This is a genomic window from Chryseobacterium lineare (genome assembly GCF_977014045.1).
In genome coordinates, this window is the sequence record NZ_CDRNIQ010000001.1 from 2,126,586 (window position 1) to 2,147,131 (window position 20,546).

Here is a 20,546-nt window from a genome sequence, read left to right on the forward strand (position 1 = left end):
GAATGCTTAATTTTCTATTATGATTGAAATCACAACTGGTTAGTTTATTTAATAGTAAATTAATCCTTTTTTTATCTTCAGCAGATTATTTTTTTCCATTAATTTAATAGTTCGTATAACAGTTTCTACACGCAATCCGGTTAGATTTGCCATCTGTTGGCGGGTTAACGGAACAATATATTCGGAATTTAAACCATTTTCTATGCAATAGATATTCTTAAAATAATTCATTAAAGTTTTAAGTCTCGTAGTAGGGTCATTAGAAAATATATGTTGAGACATGATCATTTTATAATATAACCTGCGTGAAAGGCTTTTGTTAATTTCTATCGCATATTTAGGATATTCAGTCAACAGTTTAAAAAAATCTTTGGAAGAAATCTGTATAATCTCACAATCTGTTAAGGCTATGGCATTAGTTGGATACTTTTCATTAATAAATAATAAGACTTCGCCAAATCCTTGTGGTGCATTGATAATATTCTGAATGAATTCTTTTCCATCTTCACTGTAATTATTAAGCTTGACCGTTCCTGATATAATTTGAAAATAACTCTTACAGGTTGAATTTTCCTCATAGATAAAATCTCCACTACTATACTGCGTGATATTGTAATTATAATCTTTTATATGTTTTTCAGAAATCATTTCTATTAATCGTAATTTATTAAATTTATAATACTATTGAATGATTTTTAATACTTATTATAATATTGCTTTCGGAAGGCCTCGGGGGTAAATGATGTATATTTTTTAAAAAATTTTACAAAGTAAGACGGGTCTGAATAATTTAATGCTTCAGCAATATTTGTAATTGATAAATCAAAATTCACCAAAAGTCTTTTAGCTTCCAGAATAATCCTATTTCTAATAATTTCACCAGCTGATAGGTTAATTTGTTGCTTACATATAAAGTTCAATTGGTTAGGTGTTATATTTAGAGAAGTTGCATAATCTTTGGGTAATTTATATTGATGAAAATTAGTTTCTAAAATCTCTATAAACTGCTTTAATATTAAAGAATTATAATTCGTGTCAATAAATATAGTTTTGGAGATAGTATCTTTTCCAGCAAGTGCACAAATCTGAAGTATTAAAGATGCAATCATTATTTGTGACCAAGATTGAATGTCAGTCATTTCTGTAATAATATTTTCAAAACAAACTTTCAACTTACGTTGGTTTTCCTTTGAAATATTTACCATCTGGTCACTTTCAAATAAATTAAAAAATGGAAATTGATCAATTAACGAAGAATTGATCTTCAACTGATCAAAAAAAGTAGTGGAAAAATTAATTACATAACCTTCTGTATTTTCAGCCAATCTCCAACTATGAACCTGTCCCGGACGCATAAAAAAAATCTTTTCTGGAGCAACGTCGTATGTTTTGAAGTCGATTAAATTTTCACCATATCCTTTTACAAAATAGGTAACATGATAAAAAGAATGGCGATGAACTTTTGTTGTTCCAGGATTTTGATCTAAAAATTCTGAAAATCTATCAATGGTAAATACTTCATTAATTGAATTACACGTCGACAGACCTTCAATTTCAAATGTTGGATAAACCTCCTTCATACTTTATTGCTGTAATATTTTAATCATCATAAAAATAGCTATTTTTTCGATGATTAACACCATAAATAAATGATAGTGGTATATTAACTTTGAACATAATGGAAACACAGAATTTTTACTATGATAACACCATAGTACGTGCATTTTTATATGCAACAATAGTTTTTGCGTTAATAGGATTCGTCTTTGGACTGACTGCAGCTCTGCTTTTGTTTTACCCTGAACTGCCTGAATTCATTTTTGGGACAGATGACCAATCTATTCATATCTTGAGAAACGGAGGTATCCAAGCATTGATAGATACTAATGGAGCCTTCGGATTTGGTCGAATAAGAATGTTGCATACAAATACTGTAATCTTTGCATTTGTTTGTAACAGCTTTTTTATTGGGGTATACTACTCTGTACCTCGCCTCTTAAAAACAGAAATGTTTAACAAAACATTAAGTTGGATTCATTTTTGGACGTGGCAGTTAATGGTCGTAGTAACATTTATTACTTTCTTCATGGGAATCAATACATCAAAGGAATATGCGGAACATGAATGGCCAATCGACATACTTCTTACTTTTTCATGGGTAATTTTTGGACTTAATATGTTCGGAACCATCACAAAAAGAAGAGTTAGACATCTATATGTTGCAATTTGGTTTTATTTGGGAACTTGGATTGCAGTAGCAATGCTTTACATATTCAATAACCTTGAAGTTCCCTTATCATTTACGGGGTGGAAATCATATTCTGCGTATGCTGGAGTAAAAGATGCTATTGTACAATGGTGGTATGGTCACAACGCAGTTGCATTTATTTTAACCACTCCAATTTTGGGATTAATGTATTATTTTTTACCAAAAGCAGCCGAACGGCCTGTTTTTTCGTATAAACTCTCAATTATTCATTTCTGGTCGTTAATTTTTGTGTATATCTGGGCAGGACCACATCATCTTCAATATACAGCAATACCAGCATGGGCACAAGCTGTAGGTACTGGTTTTTCAATTATGCTGATTGCCCCATCATGGGGAGGAATGCTGAATGGACTATTGACTCTGAGAGGATCTTGGGATAAAGTACGAGAAAATCCTATTTTAAAATTCTTTGTCGTTGCAGTTACTTGTTATGGTATGGCAACTTTTGAGGGACCACTACTGGCGACTAAAAACATCAACAAAATTGGTCACTTTACCGATTGGGTGATAGGTCATGTTCACCTTGGAGCATTAGGATGGAATGGTTTTATGGCTTTTGGAATGATCTACTACCTTATTCCAATCCTATGGAGAACAAAAATATGGTCTGTTAAGCTGGCGAACTGGCATTTCTGGTTAGGAACTTTAGGAATTATTTTCTACGCAGTACCAATGTATATTTCAGGATTTACACAAGGATTAATGTGGAAACAATTTAACCCGGATGGGACATTATTATGGAAAAACTGGTTAGATACAGTAACGGCAATTATCCCTTATTTTAAAATGAGATTTTTAGGTGGGTTATTTTACTTTTCAGGTGCTATCTTAATGGTCATTAATCTTACAGCTACTATTAGAAAAGGCTCTTTCCAAAAAGAAGTGCCTGCCGAAGCACCGGCCTTAGCCAATATTAGTAATAAAAGGAAAGAGGGAGAAGGTATCCATCTTTGGTTGGAAAGATTGCCCGTCTTATTCACAGTCTTATCTTTTATTGCAGTATCAATTGGAGGAGCTGTAGAAATTATACCAACTTTAATGCTTAAACAAAATATACCGACAATTTCAGCGGTAAAACCATATTCCCCATTAGAATTAGAAGGTAGAGATTTATACATCCGCGAAGGCTGTAATGCCTGTCACTCTCAAATTGTAAGACCATTCCGAGATGAGATTGTAAGATTTAATGGCAAAAACGGCCAGTATTCTAAGGCTGGGGAATTTGTTTATGACAGACCATTCCTTTGGGGTTCAAAAAGAACAGGACCAGATTTACATAGAGAAGGTGGTAAAAACCCAAGTTCTTGGCATTATAAACATATGTATAACCCTAGGTCCACATCCGCCGGTTCTATCATGCCTCGATATCCATGGCTAATAGCCAATAATTTAGATCGATCTAAAATGATCGATAAGCTAAAATTTATGAAAAATACATTTGATGTACCTTACACAAAAGCCCAAATTGATTCAGCTGATAAATGGGCCGATAATCAGGCATCTATAATAGTGAAAGATATTTTTTCGGAGGCTACAGACTTGAAAGAAGCCTACGCCAAAAGGCCACAAGGTGAACTAGAAAAGAAAGAAATTATAGCCCTTATAGCCTATCTGCAAAGATTAGGTACAGATATAAAAACAAGCGATATAAAAACAGCTGGTAACAATTAAATATACATGAAATGATTCCTCAAAACTTTAAAGACATTTTAGCAAATACTGATTATGCAGGATTTTATCAAACGTTATCCATGATTATTTTTTTATTTTTTTTTGTTATTCTCATACTTTATGTTTTCACAAGACCAAAAAAATTTTATCATGAAGCAGAGCGTGCTCCCCTCCGTGATGATCAATAAGAATTACAATTTATATATACTAACACTGAAATGTCAGAAATAAATGAAGAAGTCGTTCGCGGCGGACAGGGGCAAGTTTTAAACCCTGAGACCTATAGAGATTCTATAGGAACAATGGAACAATCAGGTAAGAGAAAATGGGTTTTTCCAAAAAAACCAAAGGGTAAATACACTAATTACAGAGATCTAGTAAGTTATACTCTTTTGATTATGTACTTTGTCATTCCATTTATTAAAATTAATGGAAACCCTTTCTTTTTGTTAAATGTCATTAATGGAGAATATTTTATTGCGGGGCAACCTTTCTATCCGCAGGATTTTTTTATTCTTACCCTAGGTGCTATCGCTTCTCTTATTTTCATTATTGTTTTTACTATTGCCTTTGGAAGAATTTTTTGTGGTTGGATATGCCCTCAAACAATTTTTATGGAATCAGTCTTCCGAAAAATAGAGTTTTGGATTGAGGGTGATCGCAATAAACAAATGAGACTTGATCGACAGGAATGGAATACTGAAAAAATTTGGAAAAGGACTCTAAAATGGGCTATTTATATTATCATTTCTCTCATCATAACCCACATTATGTTTATGTATATTGTTGGTTACGAAAAAGTGTTTAAAATTATCTCGGAAGGACCATTTGAGAACATCACCAACTTTATTGTTATGATTCTTTTTACAGCCACTTTTTATTTTGTATTTGCATGGTTTCGAGAGCAGGTTTGCACATTGGTTTGTCCATATGGAAGGTTACAAGGTGTACTAATTGATAAGGAAACTATTAATGTATTTTATGATTTCAAAAGAGGTGAAAACCGCTCTAAATGGAGAAAAGGGGAAGACAGAAAAGTTACAGGAAAAGGTGATTGTATCGATTGTTATCAATGTGTTGCAGTTTGTCCTACTGGAATCGATATTAGAGACGGACAGCAATTGGAATGCGTAAATTGTACTGCATGTATAGATGCATGTGACGAAATAATGGAAAAAGTAGGTTTGCCAAAAGGTTTGATCAGATACGCATCAGAAAAAGAGATTGAGACCGGGACTCCTTATAAGTTTACTAGCAGAATGAAAGGTTTTGCAGCAATTCTGATATTGCTGATCGGGTTCCTTGGATTCCTTCTGTCAAGCAGAGGTGATATGGAAGCGAAGTTTATCAAACCTGCAGGTAGTACATTTTTTGTAAGAGAAGGAAAAATTATCAATACGTATAATTACACATTTCTTAATAAGACAAATAATAAAAAAATTGTTACTATAAAAGTTATCGAACCGGCACATGCTGAAATTAATTATAGTGCTTCTAGTAAAATAGTCGTAGATCGTGATAAAATATCAAAAGGAACCATCAACATCAGCTTTCCAGAATCACAAATGAATCTTTCCAAACAGAATATTACTATAGGTGTATATGATTTAAATGGGAAGTTAATTGATTCTTATCAGACTTACTTTGAAGGGCCTTTTAAATTACAAATACCTTAAAAGTCATCATAGCAAACGTAGCCAATATTAAAAGTGTTTTAAACTATAGCTTTAGTCATTAATTTATCACCTATTCACACATACATTTAAAAAGATGAAACTGGATAGGTACTCTTTTTTTAGTGAACTACGTTAATTTAGTTTAAAATATTTCAATAACTTGATGTAATGTCAGAGTGAACAAATCGTATTTTCTCAACATAAAAAAACTTGTTTTAATCACAATATTCCATACTCATCAACAAAGAATTAGATACTTTTTTTAAGATAAAACATATTCGCATTGTTTATAACTGTTAAATTACAATTCTTTACCAGACAACCTGTTCAGTAATTTGTTTTAAAGAATCAAGACTATTGTTCAGTGTACAAATTTATTTGTGTTTTGTCATAAACGAAAAAGAAATTTTGATCATTGTTTCGATTGATAATGAAAAAATAAAAGTCAAAAGAATTAATACGCAAATAGAATTTTGATATAATAGCAGAATCTAGATCTTTATGCAAGATCGTGATTGAAAAGTCAAAATTTTGTTTACAATATCTACAAACTATTGTTTCAAAGGTCAAAGACTTGATGGAAGATGAAAATCCGTTTTTACGAACAAAAACACAAGAAAATTGATTCATATAAAAACTATAACCTGTCTTCTTATATGCCTGTTTACTATCTTAGATTTTTTTGAAAAGTAGCCCATAGTAATCCACCGAAAAAATAATAAAAGCTATTCTAAAAATTTCTTAAGCTATTAAAGGCTCAAAATATAGAATAACTCTTAATTTATTCACTTTCGGTCATAAGATTGCATTACGCAATCTTATGATTAATTTTAATTAATCATAAGTGATACTAAATTAATTGTTAAAATATTTTATTATTATTTATTCCAAAAACATAATTTCCGAATTTCTCTATTCCTTTTCTAATTTTCTTGAACAATTCCGAGAACTCAATAATGTTTTCATCTACGCGAATTGAAGTAGTTATTCCTTTTATATTGTTATTTGAATTTGATATTGCAAAAACATAAATTATTTCAGAATTATCGTCATAACATTTATATATTTTATCAACTTTGAACCCAGAAGCTGGAATTTCAGAACCTTTTGTTTTAATATTTTGTATTAAATTTAAATATTCCGTTAGTTCATTTTGTAAAAGATACCCACTGTCTAGGAGTTCTGATATAGTTTCACTAAAAATTCTTATTTCCTCCATACTTGTTTTATTCTTAGTCCCAGGTGCCTTGCATCGAAATACTTAAACTATCGTTTTCAATTTCCATATCAATAGGGAAAACAATTTTATAGTCATCCATATCAATATCACACCTTCCAATATATCCTGAAATCCCGCCCCAAAGCTCCAGGTGGTAATTTTTCCCGTATAGGTTCATGCTTGGCGAAGGATACATTTTTAGAGTTGCCGGCAATGGTAATGTACTTGGATATTCTTCAGTTTGCGCAATCGACTCTGGTAAATCATCAGAAAAAGCTTTTATATACAGCTTTTGTTCGGGTAAATTCTTTGAATATTCAAGAAGCTTCACTGTTTTCAGATGAAAAGTATTGTCATCATTATTACAGGAAAAAAGACCATTTAATATCAAAAGAATAATTAATATATGTTTTAATTTCATAATATAAGTATTGATTAAAAAGTTTAAGCCGGTGAAAGTCTTCGGGATCTAAGATATACACGAGTCCTATTAACATACGGGAATATTGCAATAAGTACCATAATGATTAATAAGAAAATAGCCATCATCTCATAATAATCCATAGCAAAACGGATCTGTGTTTGCATAGTAAGATTTTTAATAAGTAATTTCTCAGAAGCTTTAGAAGATATTCCCTCCAGCATACCTTTGGTACTAAGTTTTGTATTTTGCTTATGCAAAAAGTTTTTTACCATAGGATCTATTTTTGTTAAATGATCCTGAAAAGCATTATAATGCATACTTTTTCTGAAAAGCTCGAAATAATTTATAATAGCAATACTTACAGCATAACCAAAATACCTTATAGCTAATGCAGCAGCAGCAGCAGATGGACCTAACGAGACTGGTACAGAGGCAATAATATAAACAATTGTGGGTACCATAATAAAACCTACACCCATTCCCTGAAGAAATAATGGTAGAAAATAATTAAATTCATCAGCTTGTATATCAAAAAGATAATACATCCTTACGTGGAAAACAAACAATAAACAAAATCCTAATAACCAAATATTTCTGATTCTTTTTTTCTGCAGAATCATCGCAGCAGAAATAATAACTCCAGCTATTATCCCTAAAATATTAAAAACATTCATGTAAGAGAGGTAAAAAGGATCAAACTTCAATACTCCCGTGAAATAGCTATTGGTAATACCTGACGCAAACCGACAGATATACATAACAAAAAGCACAACTAAACCTACTTTACAATTTCGATAAGAAAAAATACGTAAATTGATATAGGGTCGCTTCAATGATTTCTGACGAAATATAGAAATAATTAACAGAATTATTATAGCTAATACACTACCGGAAATCCTGACATCATCAAGCCAATAGTACTCTTGTCCAAATATGGTAATATAACCTAAAAGTGACAGAATAGCACTGTACATTACAAAGCTTTGCCAATCCAATTTGTATAAAGGAAATTTAACGTGTAACCGAAATGAATTCATTCCTGTTATTATAAACAGTAAACCTGGAAAGAAGGAGAATATTGCAGACTTATAAACGATGTTAAAGTTGTAAGAATCTATTAATTCCGCGGTAACCAAATTGTTGAAAGGCAAAGCACAGAGCAAAGTTCCAAAAAATACTGAAAAACCAATTTCTCTCGCACGTTCACTTTTCAACCTTGTAAACATTAAAGATAAAGAGATATTCACATTGGATGCAAACAACATTCCTTGTATAAACCTTACGGGAAATAATATATAAACATCTTTTGTAATGTAACATACCAAACAAGCAAGCATTTGCAGAGTAGTAAAAATTATAAAATATTCTTTCGCAGCTAGAAAAGTAAAGAACCTTCTTTCCAGAGAATAAAATCCTACGTATCCGGCGTAAAAAAGAGCCACTGCAAACTGCATATCTGCGGGTTCACTTCCATAATAGCCTGCTGCTGCATTGATGTTAGCTAGAGGAAGAAAGAAAATCACAATTCCAGGTAGGGTCATACTGAAAAGTACTATTTTCACCATCCAGTCAGGAATCCAAGATTTAAATATTGGGATTGCTGTCTTCATTTAACTATGCTTTTTAGACGCAAATACGTTAACATTCATACCTACCTTTAAAACATCTATTTCTTTCCTCGAACCATCTACTCGTATTCTTATGGGTATACGTTGAACAATTTTAACATAATTACCTGTAGAGTTATCAGGTGGGAGTAACGAGAAACTAGAACCCGTAGCAGGTGAAAGAGAAATAATAGTTCCTTTAAACTCTTTTTCAGGATATGCATCTGCGATAATTTTTACTTCATCACCTATTCTCATATCTTTAATTTGAGTTTCTTTATAATTTGCAACGACCCATTTATCTGTATCGTCATTTACAATAAAAGCAAGAGTTTCCCCTGCATCAATCATTTGACCCACTTCAACTGTACGTCTTCCCATTCTGCCATTATAAGGAGCTGTAATGTACGTATAAGTAACATCTAATTTATGTCTATTTAGCAATGATTTCAACCTTTGAATTTCAGCCTTTACAACATTTCTTTCTGCGCGAATATCTTCTATTTTTGAAACTGATGCAGCGTAGTTTTCTTGAGATGATCTATATTCACTTTTATCTACATCAAGTTGTGCCTGAACTTTTTCGACTTGTTGTTTAGTAGCAGATTCTTCATTATATAGTTTCAGATATCTATCATAATCCAATCCTTGTTTCCATACCTTCGCTTTATTTGCGGCAATCTGTGCTTGAGAAGAAGAAGCTTCATTTTCCAATGTATTAATTGTACTTCCTAAAACGACAAGCTGAGCCTCAGCTTTTGCAAGAGATGCTTGTGTTTGTTCTTGTTGAAGAACATATTCTCTATTATCAATCACCAAAATTGTGTCTCCCTTTTTTACGTTTTGATTTTCTTCAAACTTAACATCAACTATAAAGCCTCCAGCCCTAGAAATAACAGGATTAACATACTCTTGTATTTGTGCATCATTTGTTTGCTCATATTTATAATAATCCATTAAGGATCCTCCCCCCCAAACTATAAGCCCCAAAAGAATTAAACTTGCAATCCACCCTGTAATTTTAGTAACAAATCTATCAGTTACCGTATATTTTTTTTTCATGATTTATAAAATACCTATTATATTTTGTAGTAAGTAATATTTATTTTGTGCCATTATTTTTGCTGCTTCAAGCTCGAACTTTGTCTGCAGAAGTTGTACATCTGCATCTAACAAATCTGTAATTAAAGAAGTCTGATTAAAGTAAGTATTTTTAATAATTCTTGCATTTTCTTTCGCATGAGCCTGATTAGCCTCAGCAACTTTTATCTGTTCTAAAGCCTCCTGATACCTCAGGTAAGCTTCTTTTACTTGTTGTCTTACCTTATCTTCGGTATTTTTATAACTTTCTTCTTCTTTTTCAAACTCTATTTTGGCAGCTCTTACCTTATGGGTATTATGATAAAAAGATGATAAATTGAAAGATGCTCTTAACCCTATTACCCCCAAAGAATACCAATATGGATTGTAAGGAAATAAGAAAATTTGTGGATTTGCATAATAAAATTCTCCATACATTCCAATTTTGGGTCTTACATTAGATTTAATTTGATCTATTTTTATTTTACTGAGCTCTGTTTTGTGTTCTGAAATGTGATAATCAAATGAATGTTCTAAGGCCGTTTTTAAATATTCTTCGTAGGAGGTGGTATTGTTCCAAATGTAAGTCGGTTCGTCTGGAACTACAATTTGTTCGTCAGGAACTCCAATAATAATATTCAGTTTTTGAGTAGCAATAAGAATATCATTTTCTATCGTAATTAATGCCATTTCACGTCTGGAGAGCTCAAGCTCTATTCTCAAAACGTCACTCTTTAGTACAACACCGTTTTTTAATAAGCTACGTATTTCTTTCAGCTGTTTTTTTTGGTCTTCAATATCCTCTTTTATAAGTTTTCTGAAAATTAATATTTTTTGTAAGTCTAAATACAAAGCAGCCGTCTTGTAGTGAATATCAGAAACAGTTTGCTCTCTCTTAATTTCAGAAATCTCGTGAAGTATTTTTTCTTCTTTAATTTGTAGATTAAGTTTATTTCCATTATAGAGATTAAGATAAAAATCAGCACCTGCTCTGTAGAGTGTATGTATTACTTCATGTTGACTTGGTTTTGAAAATAAGCCATTTTCATAAATCGGTATATTGCTTGCTTTTTCTGCACTTCCTTTTATCTGCACTTCGGGAAGCCGCTCCGCTCTAAGATCTTTTACTTCTTCAGCAGAAATACCCACTTCCAAATGTTTTATCTTAATATCGCGACTGTGTTCCTCTGCTTTGTTCCAAGCGTCTTTTAGTGAGAGTTTTAATGTGTCTGCATTCCAAACAGAACTCTGGGCCCAAGTCGAAAAAGTTATTCCAAACATTAGAAATCCAGTGAGATAATTTTTCATTGAAAATTTTAGAATCATTGTATTGCAAATCTACATTATTTACATAAAAAAAATTTATCGACAATAGTCATTCTTTTCATGATTCCGGCCAAATTCATTATCTTTGTTATCAATAAATACAACATTAGTATGGGATTAATTAATTTACTACCAGATATTGATAAGAACGATAAAAGTGTATTTGTAATGCATGAAAAATCTGAAAAATTGATCCCGGTTCATAGACATACCAAAGGACAACTTAGTTATGTTGAAGGAGGTATCGCTTATATTACTATAAATAATCGGACATATGTTGTTCCCGCAAGACATTTCTTCTGGATTCCGCAGGGTTTGGAACATATTTTACAAATTGGTCATTCTGCAACAGTATTACGATCATTATATTTCTTTGCTCATGACGATTTGTCTGATCCTTTTTTCAGTCGTCTTGGTATTTATCCTGCCACAGAACTTTTAATACAAATGATCAAGTATACTGAAATATGGGATGAGAGACATGTAATATCTACTGATGAAAATTTTGAATTTTTAGTAGCATTAAAAAAAATTCTACCCAAAACCCATCAACAACCCTTGCCCATTATTCTTCCTGCCACCAAAAACAAGATGACTAGGAATATTGTTTCTTATCTTGAATGTACAATAGAAGAAAAACACAGTCTTGCTAGTATAAGTAAAAAATTTGGATTGAGTGAACGCTCTCTATCGCGTCTTTTTAAAACAGATTTGGATATTTCTTTTCTCCAATACTTAAAAACTTTAAGAATTATTAAGGCCATTGAACTTCTTCTTAATACAAATAAGTCCATTAATGAAATTGCATATAACGTGGGTTATAATTCTGTAAGCTCATTTAGTGATACTTTCCGCGAATTTACCAGATCGAGACCTTCAGATTTAAGGAAATTAAATAATTGAAATACTATACCTGAAAATATTCAAAAATAAAAATATTTCAACGGACAGTACCCTGCAAATAATTAAATTTTAATAAGACATTTTTAGCATACTCAATATATTAACTAATTCTTCTTTTTTTGGGAGTATTTTCCAGGTAATATTTCAGAAATTCTTTCCAAATCTTCCACCAAATGTTTCGATATTTCTTCGGTTATGGGTACAAAAAAATCCTCTGAAACTATTGTTATCAGAGGATTTTTATTTTAAAGGGTGGCTACGATTTCATCTACATTCAATTTGTTTTCTATTTTAGCAATTATTATTTCAATTCGAATAATCAAAAAATGCCGTGTATTTTTATGATAGCACGAGCAAATAAAATGGATAATTATATAATTTAATGTACCAAAATATATTTTCAATATAAATTAAATTTTTAAGGTTCGTTAAGCTAATACTTTTAGTTAAACACCGTCATATTTTATACAACTAAGCAAGTATTAAATTTAATTACCTTTAAAAAATACTTTTAATGAATCTTATTATATTTGTTGATTATAAATAAATTCATAAATTATTTAATATGAAGTTTTTGTTCCTGCGAATATTTGCAATTTGTACTCTTATTCTATCCAATCAAAGTCAGGCCTGCTCAGCGTTTTTACTTACAGGTAAAAATTATAATGTCATTGGTTTCAATGAGAATTGGAAAACAATGCCCGGAATGATTGTAGTGAACAAGCGTGACGTTCTTAAAAGAAATATCAGCTGGCAAAACTTGACAACAGATCATTTACAATTCAATACGCAATGGACTTCAAAATTCGGATCCGTCACCTTTAATCTTTTGGGATATGATTTCCCTTGCTATGGAGTAAATGAAAAAGGACTTTTTTTAGTGGAATTATATTTAGAAGAAACCACTAAAGTTTATAATCCTAAGCAACCCAATATGTTTTGGGCACAGTGGATTCAGTATCAGTTGGACAATTATAAAACTGTAAAAGAAGTGATAGACCACCTTCAGGGCGGTCCAAATATTGATTGGTGGCCCAATGCAGCTGGTAGTCATTTTTTTCTGACCGATGCCAAAGGAAATTCCGCAACTATAGCTTTGTTAAACGGTAAATACAAAGTATTGACGAATAAAGAAATGCCAATGCCTCTTTTGTGCAACAATCAATATCATAAGGACCTGTCTACTGCTAAAAAATTTGATTTCCTTGGTGGAAAGGAAAAGTTTAATTTTGATCAAAGTACAAAATGGGAAGACCGCTACAATCGTGCCTACTATATGTTGAAGAATTATAAGTACGACGAAAGACCTGTTGATTATGCCTGGAATATTTTGAATTCTATACATCCGGGAGAATGGCAGATTGTTATTGATACAAAGAAAATGAATCTATACTTTAGATCAGATTTGAAAAGAGAAGTCAAGACAATAGAGATTAGCAAATTGGATTTTTCTAAAAATGCTCCAGTAAAATATTTAGACATACACACAGATGAAACTGGAGTTGTCAACAAAAACTTCCAAAATCTTACAGAGGCAAAAAATATTGAATATGTTGACAAAGGATTTCCGATCGGCTACGACAACAAAGAATTTGGAACTTCCGATATTTTTGAGAAATTGAAAAAGAATATCGTTAAATTCTTTCACAATATTTTACCGGAATCTTACTGAGATTTATATTATACAAAATTCGATTTATTAAATATCCGGAATTTTATTTTTGTCAATAGCATGTTCGTGAACTATATTAAATATTATATATAATTATCGTAAAATCTAATTCAATTCCCGAAATTTACAAAATGCGGAATATCGGTACCAAAACTATTCATTGATAAAACGTTATTACGGTTGCTGTTAAAATCAAAAAGCGAATTATTATCAAACGGAACACGAGGATAATACATAAAAGAAATTTGAATCCTGTTGAAAACCAGATACGGATTATTGATCAAAACCCCAATTCCTATTTTAGTGTTTGTTCTTGTTTTCAATAATTTCTCGTCAGGCATACTTAGCCATCCGGCTGCCGCAGTTAAATATGGACTGAAATGAAAATTCTTCCAGGTCTTATTAATGAAAAGCTGAAGCTGATATCGTAAAACCAATTTTTTAGTCCCTATATAATCTGCATTATAAACCGGAAATTCATCCCCTGAAGAAAGATTAATTCGGTCTATGTAAGAATAATTATGCTGCGGGTTTCCCAATGCCAAAGTCGGAGAAAAGAAATGTCTTGCTTTTGCAAATTTCCAATCCATCAGATTTGTAAAATACATTCCATCTAAACGGAAAGACTCACGGTCTTGCCGATCCTCATTAAAAAAACGTCCTAACTGAGCTTTCAGACTGAAATAACCAAGTTTTATAAAGCTGCCATACGTTGCAGAAATTCCGGCATACGGTATCATTTTATTGCTTCTAGATAAAAAACCGGCAGTAACATTCACAGCAGTTCCATAAGCGATATCTTCCGGCAAATCATATTGAAAAATATTTTTCTGCAGTTCAAATTTTCTCTGAATAAATCCGGCGGATGCCAGAAAACTACTGTATGAACTGAAATACTGATACTGGTCAATTCCCGGGCTGTCTTTATACTGATAATTTTGAAATCTTCCGATCAGGGCAATATTACTGGATATTTTTTCACTGGAATTCGAAGAAACGGGAATCTGATAACCGCCCCATAAATCCTGACTATAGACTTTAATCTGGACTTCCGGAAAAGTGGTATCCGTTTCTATCGGAAGCGCAACATTCCGCATAAAATATTCAAAAGAAAAACCACCTGCCCATTTCGTTAATGGTGAGAAAAAATCTCTTCTTACATTAAAATTGATTCTTTCATTTTTAGAGAAATCTCTTTCTCCCAACACCTGAGCATTAATATAAGAACCAAAAAGATTGTAGGCCGTATAACTTCCAAAAAGATAGTCTTGCTTTTCTTTAGAATCGTTTCTGTAAAACAAATCTAATTCATGCCCTAAACCGAGTACATTTTCTTCGGTAACTCCCAAGCCAATTTTGCTTCCGGAATAACTGACTCTCGGTTTCAAGCTCCAGGAATCCAGAACTTTTACCACTACATCCACAGAATCTTTAGTAGAAGTACTGTCCGAAATACTGATATTAACCCTGTTTATAAAAGGCATTGTTCTAAGCAAACGCTCAGATTCATAGATTTTTTGCGCATTATATTCTTCTCCTTTTTCAAAAAGCAGATAATTATTAACCGTAGAAATTCTTGTGTTGGAATGCAGATGATTTGTAAACCAGTCGTACCATCTGGATTTCTCTTTTTTGTCTTTGGAACCATATCCAAATGGATCAATTGTTTCTACCCGAATATTTCTTATGTACTTTCCGTTGTAAGTTTCCTGCGACAGTTTTTCAGTGGTTGTTTTTACAGAAGTCGAATCTGCTTCTCTACGAAATATGAAACGATGAATGAATTTGGTAACTTTCCTTTTGTCCGAAAATTTTTCAATTTTATAATAAATCGAATCTTTTTTCTCCTGTGCGTAAAAAAAAGAAAAACAGCTTACAAAGAAAACCAAAATTACAACCGATTTGTTCATCACTCCACCAGAAATTCAATACCGTTCATACTATCAATTTATAAGCCAAAAAGATATGTAAATATGGGCACTAAATCCAAAGAAATGTCAGGTAAATTATATCAAGTCCTATTTATTATAGTAGCTCAAAATAAACATTAAGAAAATTGTCACAAATGTATCTAAATGACACCATTTTAAGGTCGTGGTGCCATTCTAAAGCTATTAAATAACTAATATAATCCTCCACCCAAAGCAATATAAAGATCCACAATCGCCTGTAACTCCTGTAACTTATCACTTATTCCTTTCAGGCGGGCTGCAAGTAAGCTTTGCTCAGACGTCAAAACATCGGTGTAATTGGTATTGGACGTGAAACGCAGTAATTCCTTGGTAAATTCTACCGATTTGTTGAGATAGACCAGTTGTTCTGTTCGGATCTTTTGCTTTTCCAGAGCATTTTCATACGAAAAAAGAGCATCGGAAACTTCCTGTCCGGCATTCAGTATGGTTTGCTGATAGGTGTTATAGGCAGCTTCCTTTTGTGCTTTCGCAATGGCTAAGCTCGCTTTATTCTTACCTTGTGAAAAAATGGGTTGCGCCAAACCTCCTATGAGATTATAAAAGACAGACTGATTAAAAAAATCTTTAAGTTTTAAAGAAGCAAAGCCTCCTTCTGCAGTTAATGTAAGACTTGGATAAAAATTAGCTTTTGCAACATTTACATCTTCAAAAGCTGATCTGAACTGCAGCTCTGCCTGCTGGATATCCGGACGTCTTTTTAACAGATCGGAAGAAACTCCGGTACTGATGCTGCCGACTGAAGTCTGGTCATCCAGTGAACCCCTTTCTATCTTGCCAGGTGTTCTTCCTAGAAGTACACTTAATGCATTTTCGGTTTCACGAATCTGTTTTTTCAAATCCGGAACAGAAACTTCGGCAGAAAATTTATTGGCCTGGCTTTGTACCACCGCAGCTCCTGTCACTACAGCACTTTCCTTCAGCGCCCTCATTGTTTCTACATCTTTCGTTCTGTTTTCTATAGTTTCCTCTGTAATTTCCAGTTGTTTATCCAATGATAATAATTGATAATAATACGTGGCTATACTGGAAATCAATTGGGTCTGAACAGCACGCTGCGCCGCTTCACTTTCTAAATAATTGGCCAGAGCCTTGCGTTTTAAACTTCCGATCTTTCCCCATATATCAGCTTCCCAACTTGCTGATAATCCCAACTGATAGGTCGTCGTTTTAAGATTGATCTGATTACTTAATCCACCCAAATTCAGCGATTTGGCTGATTGTTTTGAGTGAGTGACCTTAAACGATCCGTCTAGTGTTGGATAATAACCTAATTTAGCCTGTGTCAGACTTGCCTGCGATTCCGATATTTTCAGAATCGCATTTTTGATGTCTGTGTTATTATTCAATCCTTCCTGAATAAGATTTTGCAACTGAGCATCAGTAAAAAGCTCTTTCCACGACAGATTGGCGATAGAAGTACTGTCTTCTGCCGGTCGGTCTGTCCTGTAAATATTTTCTGTTTTCGCAGCTGGTTTCTGATAAGCATCTGTCACTTTACAGGAAGTCACACTGAGAACAGCCACCAATACTATGATATGATTTTTATTTAATTTCATAATGATTCTTATTTGTTATAAATTGATGATCAGCTTTTTCTAAATCTTTCCTGTAAAGACTGAAAAATGACAAATAAGGCAGGAGTGACAAAAACACCGAGAATTGTCCCAAACAGCATTCCTCCAACAGCCCCCGTTCCTATCGATTTATTCCCTACGGCACCCGCACCTGTCGAAAGCATCAGAGGAAGCAATCCTAAAATGAAAGCGAAAGAGGTCATCAGAATCGGTCGGAGTCTCGCCACCGCACCTTCTACAGCAGCCTGAACGAGGCCTAAACCTTCTTTCCTCCTCGCTAATGCAAATTCTACAATCAGAATTCCGTTCTTGGCTAAAAGCCCAATCAGCATAATGAGGGTAATCTGAAGATAAATATTGTTTTGCACACCAAATATTTTAGCAAAAATGAACGCTCCCGCCAAACCTAAGGGTAATGATAACAACACCGCAAAAGGAATGATATAACTTTCATATTGCGCACTCAACAGGAAGTAAACGAATACCAGGCAAAGCACGAAAACATAAACAGTCTGAGAACCGCTGGATGTTTCTTCACGCGTCAATCCGGAAAATTCGTATCCGAAACCCACAGGAAGTTCTTTTTTGGCCACTTCTTCAATCGCTTTAATGGCATCTCCTGAACTATAACCGCTGTTTTGCGAACCCTGCACTGCAATAGAGGTAAATAGGTTGAAACGGTTGATCGCTTCAGCACCATATATTTTTTTCATTGTGATGAACTGGGTAATCGGAGCCATTACATTATCATCGGTACGGACATAAATTTTATTCAGGGTTTCAGGATTCGCGCGGAACTGATCATCTGCCTGATACATTACCCGGTACTGTTTTCCAAAATCATTAAAGTTGGAAGAATAAACCCCGCCATAATAGCCCTGCATCGTACTAAGAATAGTACTGACGGAGACATTGGCTTCTTTTGCTCTTTCCACATCAACATTCATTTCATACTGTGGGAAATTGTTATCAAATGATGTTGTAGCGAACTGAATTTCCGGACGTTTGCTCAGTGCGGCCAGAAATTTTTTACTGGTATTGTTAAAGGTATTCAAATCTCCGCCGGTTTTATCCTGAAGCTGAAATTCGAAACCACTGCTGTTTCCGAAGCCCTGAAGTGTAGGTGGAGCAAAGAAAACGACATTGGCAGAACGGATATTCCCCGTCATTCCAAAGAGTTTCCCCGTGATACTGTTGATATCCTGACCTTTCCCTTTTCTTTCATCCCAAGGTTTAAGTTTTATGATTACCATTCCATATGAACCTCCGGCTCCGGCGATGAAATTCTGTCCGTTAAGTCTGAGTGTCGTCTGTACTTCCGGTAATTGTTTTATCAAGTGATCGACCTTCTCGGTGACCTCAGCTGTTCTTTCCAGCGATGACCCCGCAGGAAGACTGATGTTTGCAAATAAAACACCCTGATCTTCGTTGGGTACAAATCCCGATGGTGTTGTTTTCATCAGCCACCAGAAAAGTCCTCCAAATACAACGATGGAAACAATTGCAAGCCATTTTCTTTTGATTAAAAACTTTACGCCGCCTTTATATTTTTGAGTCATTCCGTCGAATGCAACGTTGAACGAGGTATAAAATCTATGTAAGAAACCCTTTTTATGATGCTCAGAATCCTGATGAGGCTTTAAGAAAAGAGCACATAATGCAGGACTTAATGTCAATGCATTAACCGCCGAAATGACAATCGCTATCGCTAATGTTAAACCAAACTGCTTATAAAAAACGCCTGTAGAACCAGAAATAAATGATACGGGGATAAACACCGCAGCCATTACCAAAGTAATCGAGATGATCGCTCCACTGATTCCGTTCATCGCTTTGGATGTTGCTTCCTTGGCAGATTCTACTCCCTGGTCCAGCTCAGCATGAACAGCTTCTACCACAACAATAGCATCATCCACTACAATTCCAATGGCCAGAACCAATGCAAAAAGTGTCAAAAGATTAAGCGTAAATCCAAATAAATTAAGGAAAAAGAACGTCCCGATAATCGCAACCGGGACTGCAATGGCCGGAATCAAAGTTGAACGGAAATCCTGCAGGAAAATAAATACAACAATAAAAACAAGAATAAAAGCTTCTATCAGCGTATGGATTACTTTTTCTATCGACGCATTAAGGAAATCATTAGCATTCATCAATTCTGTATATTTGATGCCATCAGGAAATGACTGGCTTGCTTTTTCGATTGTTGCCTGACATTGCTGAATCAGCTCATGGGCATTTGACCCGGAAGTCTGCGAAATTCCAATACCCACCGAAGGTTTTCCGTTAGTTGTTGACGAACTCGAATAACTCTGCGAGCCCAGTTCTATCCTGGCAACGTCCTTCAATCTCAGAATATTAGCTTTTGAATTCCCTTTAATAATAATATCTCCAAATTCTGAAACCGATTTTAGACGGCCTGTATATTTAATTGTAAACTGGAAGGCCTGATTTCCTTTTTCACCGAATTTCCCAGGTGCCGCTTCTACATTCTGTTCTGCCAAAGCATTGCTGATATCAGTCGGAATTAATCCATAATTCGCCATTGCATCAGGTTTTAGCCAGATACGCATGGAGTAATCCATACTTCCGAAGACAGATGCATCACCTACTCCATTAATACGCTTGAGCTCCGGAAGCAGATTGATATTGGCATAATTCTGAAGGAATTTCTGATCAAATGACGGGTTATCGCTGTAAAGAGAGAAGATCATCACATTGCTGCTCTGTTGCTTCTGTGTGGTAACACCCGATTTGGTAACCTCCTGAGGCAATAAACTTGATGCTTTGGACACTCTGTTCTGAACATTGACTGCTGCCAGATCAGGGTCCGTTCCCAATTTAAAATAAATAGAGATCTTTGCAGAACCATCATTGCTCGCCGTAGAAGTCATATAGGTCATATCTTCCACACCGTTGATCTGCTCCTCCAAGGGAACGATCACGCTATTCATCACCACATCAGCATTCGCTCCCTGGTAAGAAGTCGAAACAACAACTGTAGGCGGCGCAATCTCAGGATATTGTGAAATAGGAATTGACGAAAGACCAAGATATCCCAGTATCACAATAATCACCGAAATTACTGTTGACAGAACCGGGCGGTCTATAAATTTTTGTAACATATCTTAGATTTATGTATTGATTGACTA

15 protein-coding genes are annotated in these 20,546 nt (G+C 33.9%); 5 read left to right on the forward strand and 10 right to left on the reverse strand.

From position 1 onward, the window contains the following. Window positions 1–48: 48 nt before the first annotated feature. The gene (locus ACWNCI_RS09310) at window positions 49–648 is read right to left on the reverse strand and encodes a Crp/Fnr family transcriptional regulator (RefSeq protein WP_449388084.1); all 600 of its coding nucleotides are present in this window, start codon (window positions 646–648) and stop codon (window positions 49–51) included. Between the two features lie 47 nt (window positions 649–695). After that, the gene (locus ACWNCI_RS09315; RefSeq protein WP_322924655.1) at window positions 696–1,580 is read right to left on the reverse strand and encodes an AraC family transcriptional regulator; all 885 of its coding nucleotides are present in this window, start codon (window positions 1,578–1,580) and stop codon (window positions 696–698) included. A gap of 98 nt (window positions 1,581–1,678) precedes the next feature. Here ACWNCI_RS09315 and ccoN point away from each other — a divergent pair, with 98 nt between their 5' ends. From ccoN to ccoG, 3 genes are read left to right on the forward strand one after another with little or no spacing between them, the layout of a single operon-like run. Beyond that, window positions 1,679–3,940 (forward strand): cytochrome-c oxidase, cbb3-type subunit I, encoded by a 2,262-nt coding sequence (gene ccoN, locus ACWNCI_RS09320; protein WP_322924653.1) that lies wholly within the window; start codon window positions 1,679–1,681, stop codon window positions 3,938–3,940. 11 nt (window positions 3,941–3,951) lie between these two features. Beyond that, window positions 3,952–4,128 (forward strand): cbb3-type cytochrome c oxidase subunit 3, encoded by a 177-nt coding sequence (locus ACWNCI_RS09325; RefSeq protein WP_322924652.1) that lies wholly within the window; start codon window positions 3,952–3,954, stop codon window positions 4,126–4,128. 30 nt (window positions 4,129–4,158) lie between these two features. Continuing rightward, window positions 4,159–5,616 carry a cytochrome c oxidase accessory protein CcoG gene (gene ccoG / locus ACWNCI_RS09330; RefSeq protein WP_322924650.1) on the forward strand — a complete coding sequence of 486 codons (1,458 nt, stop codon included), beginning with the start codon at window positions 4,159–4,161 and terminating at the stop codon, window positions 5,614–5,616. 862 nt (window positions 5,617–6,478) lie between these two features. Here ccoG and ACWNCI_RS09335 read toward each other — a convergent pair. From ACWNCI_RS09335 to ACWNCI_RS09355, 5 genes are read right to left on the reverse strand one after another with little or no spacing between them, the layout of a single operon-like run. Next, complete coding sequence (locus ACWNCI_RS09335; protein WP_449388085.1) at window positions 6,479–6,835, reverse strand: hypothetical protein; 357 nt, start codon at window positions 6,833–6,835, stop codon at window positions 6,479–6,481. A gap of 13 nt (window positions 6,836–6,848) precedes the next feature. Continuing rightward, a complete protein-coding gene (locus ACWNCI_RS09340) occupies window positions 6,849–7,256 on the reverse strand; it encodes a hypothetical protein (protein WP_062676339.1) in 408 nt (135 codons plus the stop codon). Between the two features lie 23 nt (window positions 7,257–7,279). Beyond that, complete coding sequence (locus ACWNCI_RS09345) at window positions 7,280–8,869, reverse strand: efflux MFS transporter permease (RefSeq protein ID WP_322924646.1); 1,590 nt, start codon at window positions 8,867–8,869, stop codon at window positions 7,280–7,282. After that, a complete protein-coding gene (locus ACWNCI_RS09350; protein WP_322924644.1) occupies window positions 8,870–9,928 on the reverse strand; it encodes an HlyD family secretion protein in 1,059 nt (352 codons plus the stop codon). 3 nt (window positions 9,929–9,931) lie between these two features. Further along, a complete protein-coding gene (locus ACWNCI_RS09355; RefSeq protein ID WP_449388086.1) occupies window positions 9,932–11,254 on the reverse strand; it encodes a TolC family protein in 1,323 nt (440 codons plus the stop codon). Window positions 11,255–11,383: 129 nt separating this feature from the next. On the opposite strand from ACWNCI_RS09355, the gene ACWNCI_RS09360 reads away from it, so the two are divergent. Together ACWNCI_RS09360 and ACWNCI_RS09365 are read left to right on the forward strand one after the other, a co-directional pair. Continuing rightward, window positions 11,384–12,175 carry a helix-turn-helix domain-containing protein gene (locus ACWNCI_RS09360; protein ID WP_449388087.1) on the forward strand — a complete coding sequence of 264 codons (792 nt, stop codon included), beginning with the start codon at window positions 11,384–11,386 and terminating at the stop codon, window positions 12,173–12,175. A gap of 565 nt (window positions 12,176–12,740) precedes the next feature. Next, on the forward strand, window positions 12,741–13,847 hold the full coding sequence (locus ACWNCI_RS09365; protein WP_449388088.1) for a linear amide C-N hydrolase: 1,107 nt from the start codon (window positions 12,741–12,743) through the stop codon (window positions 13,845–13,847). Between the two features lie 110 nt (window positions 13,848–13,957). On the opposite strand, the gene ACWNCI_RS09370 is transcribed toward ACWNCI_RS09365, so the two are convergent. The 3 genes from ACWNCI_RS09370 to ACWNCI_RS09380 form a co-directional block, all read right to left on the reverse strand. Next, on the reverse strand, window positions 13,958–15,757 hold the full coding sequence (locus ACWNCI_RS09370) for a hypothetical protein (protein WP_449388089.1): 1,800 nt from the start codon (window positions 15,755–15,757) through the stop codon (window positions 13,958–13,960). 212 nt (window positions 15,758–15,969) lie between these two features. After that, entirely contained in the window at window positions 15,970–17,376 is a 1,407-nt protein-coding gene (locus ACWNCI_RS09375; protein WP_449388090.1) for an efflux transporter outer membrane subunit, read from the reverse strand. A gap of 29 nt (window positions 17,377–17,405) precedes the next feature. Next, window positions 17,406–20,519, reverse strand: a complete 3,114-nt coding sequence (locus ACWNCI_RS09380) for an efflux RND transporter permease subunit (RefSeq protein ID WP_449388091.1) — start codon at window positions 20,517–20,519, stop codon at window positions 17,406–17,408. Window positions 20,520–20,546: the final 27 nt, after the last annotated feature.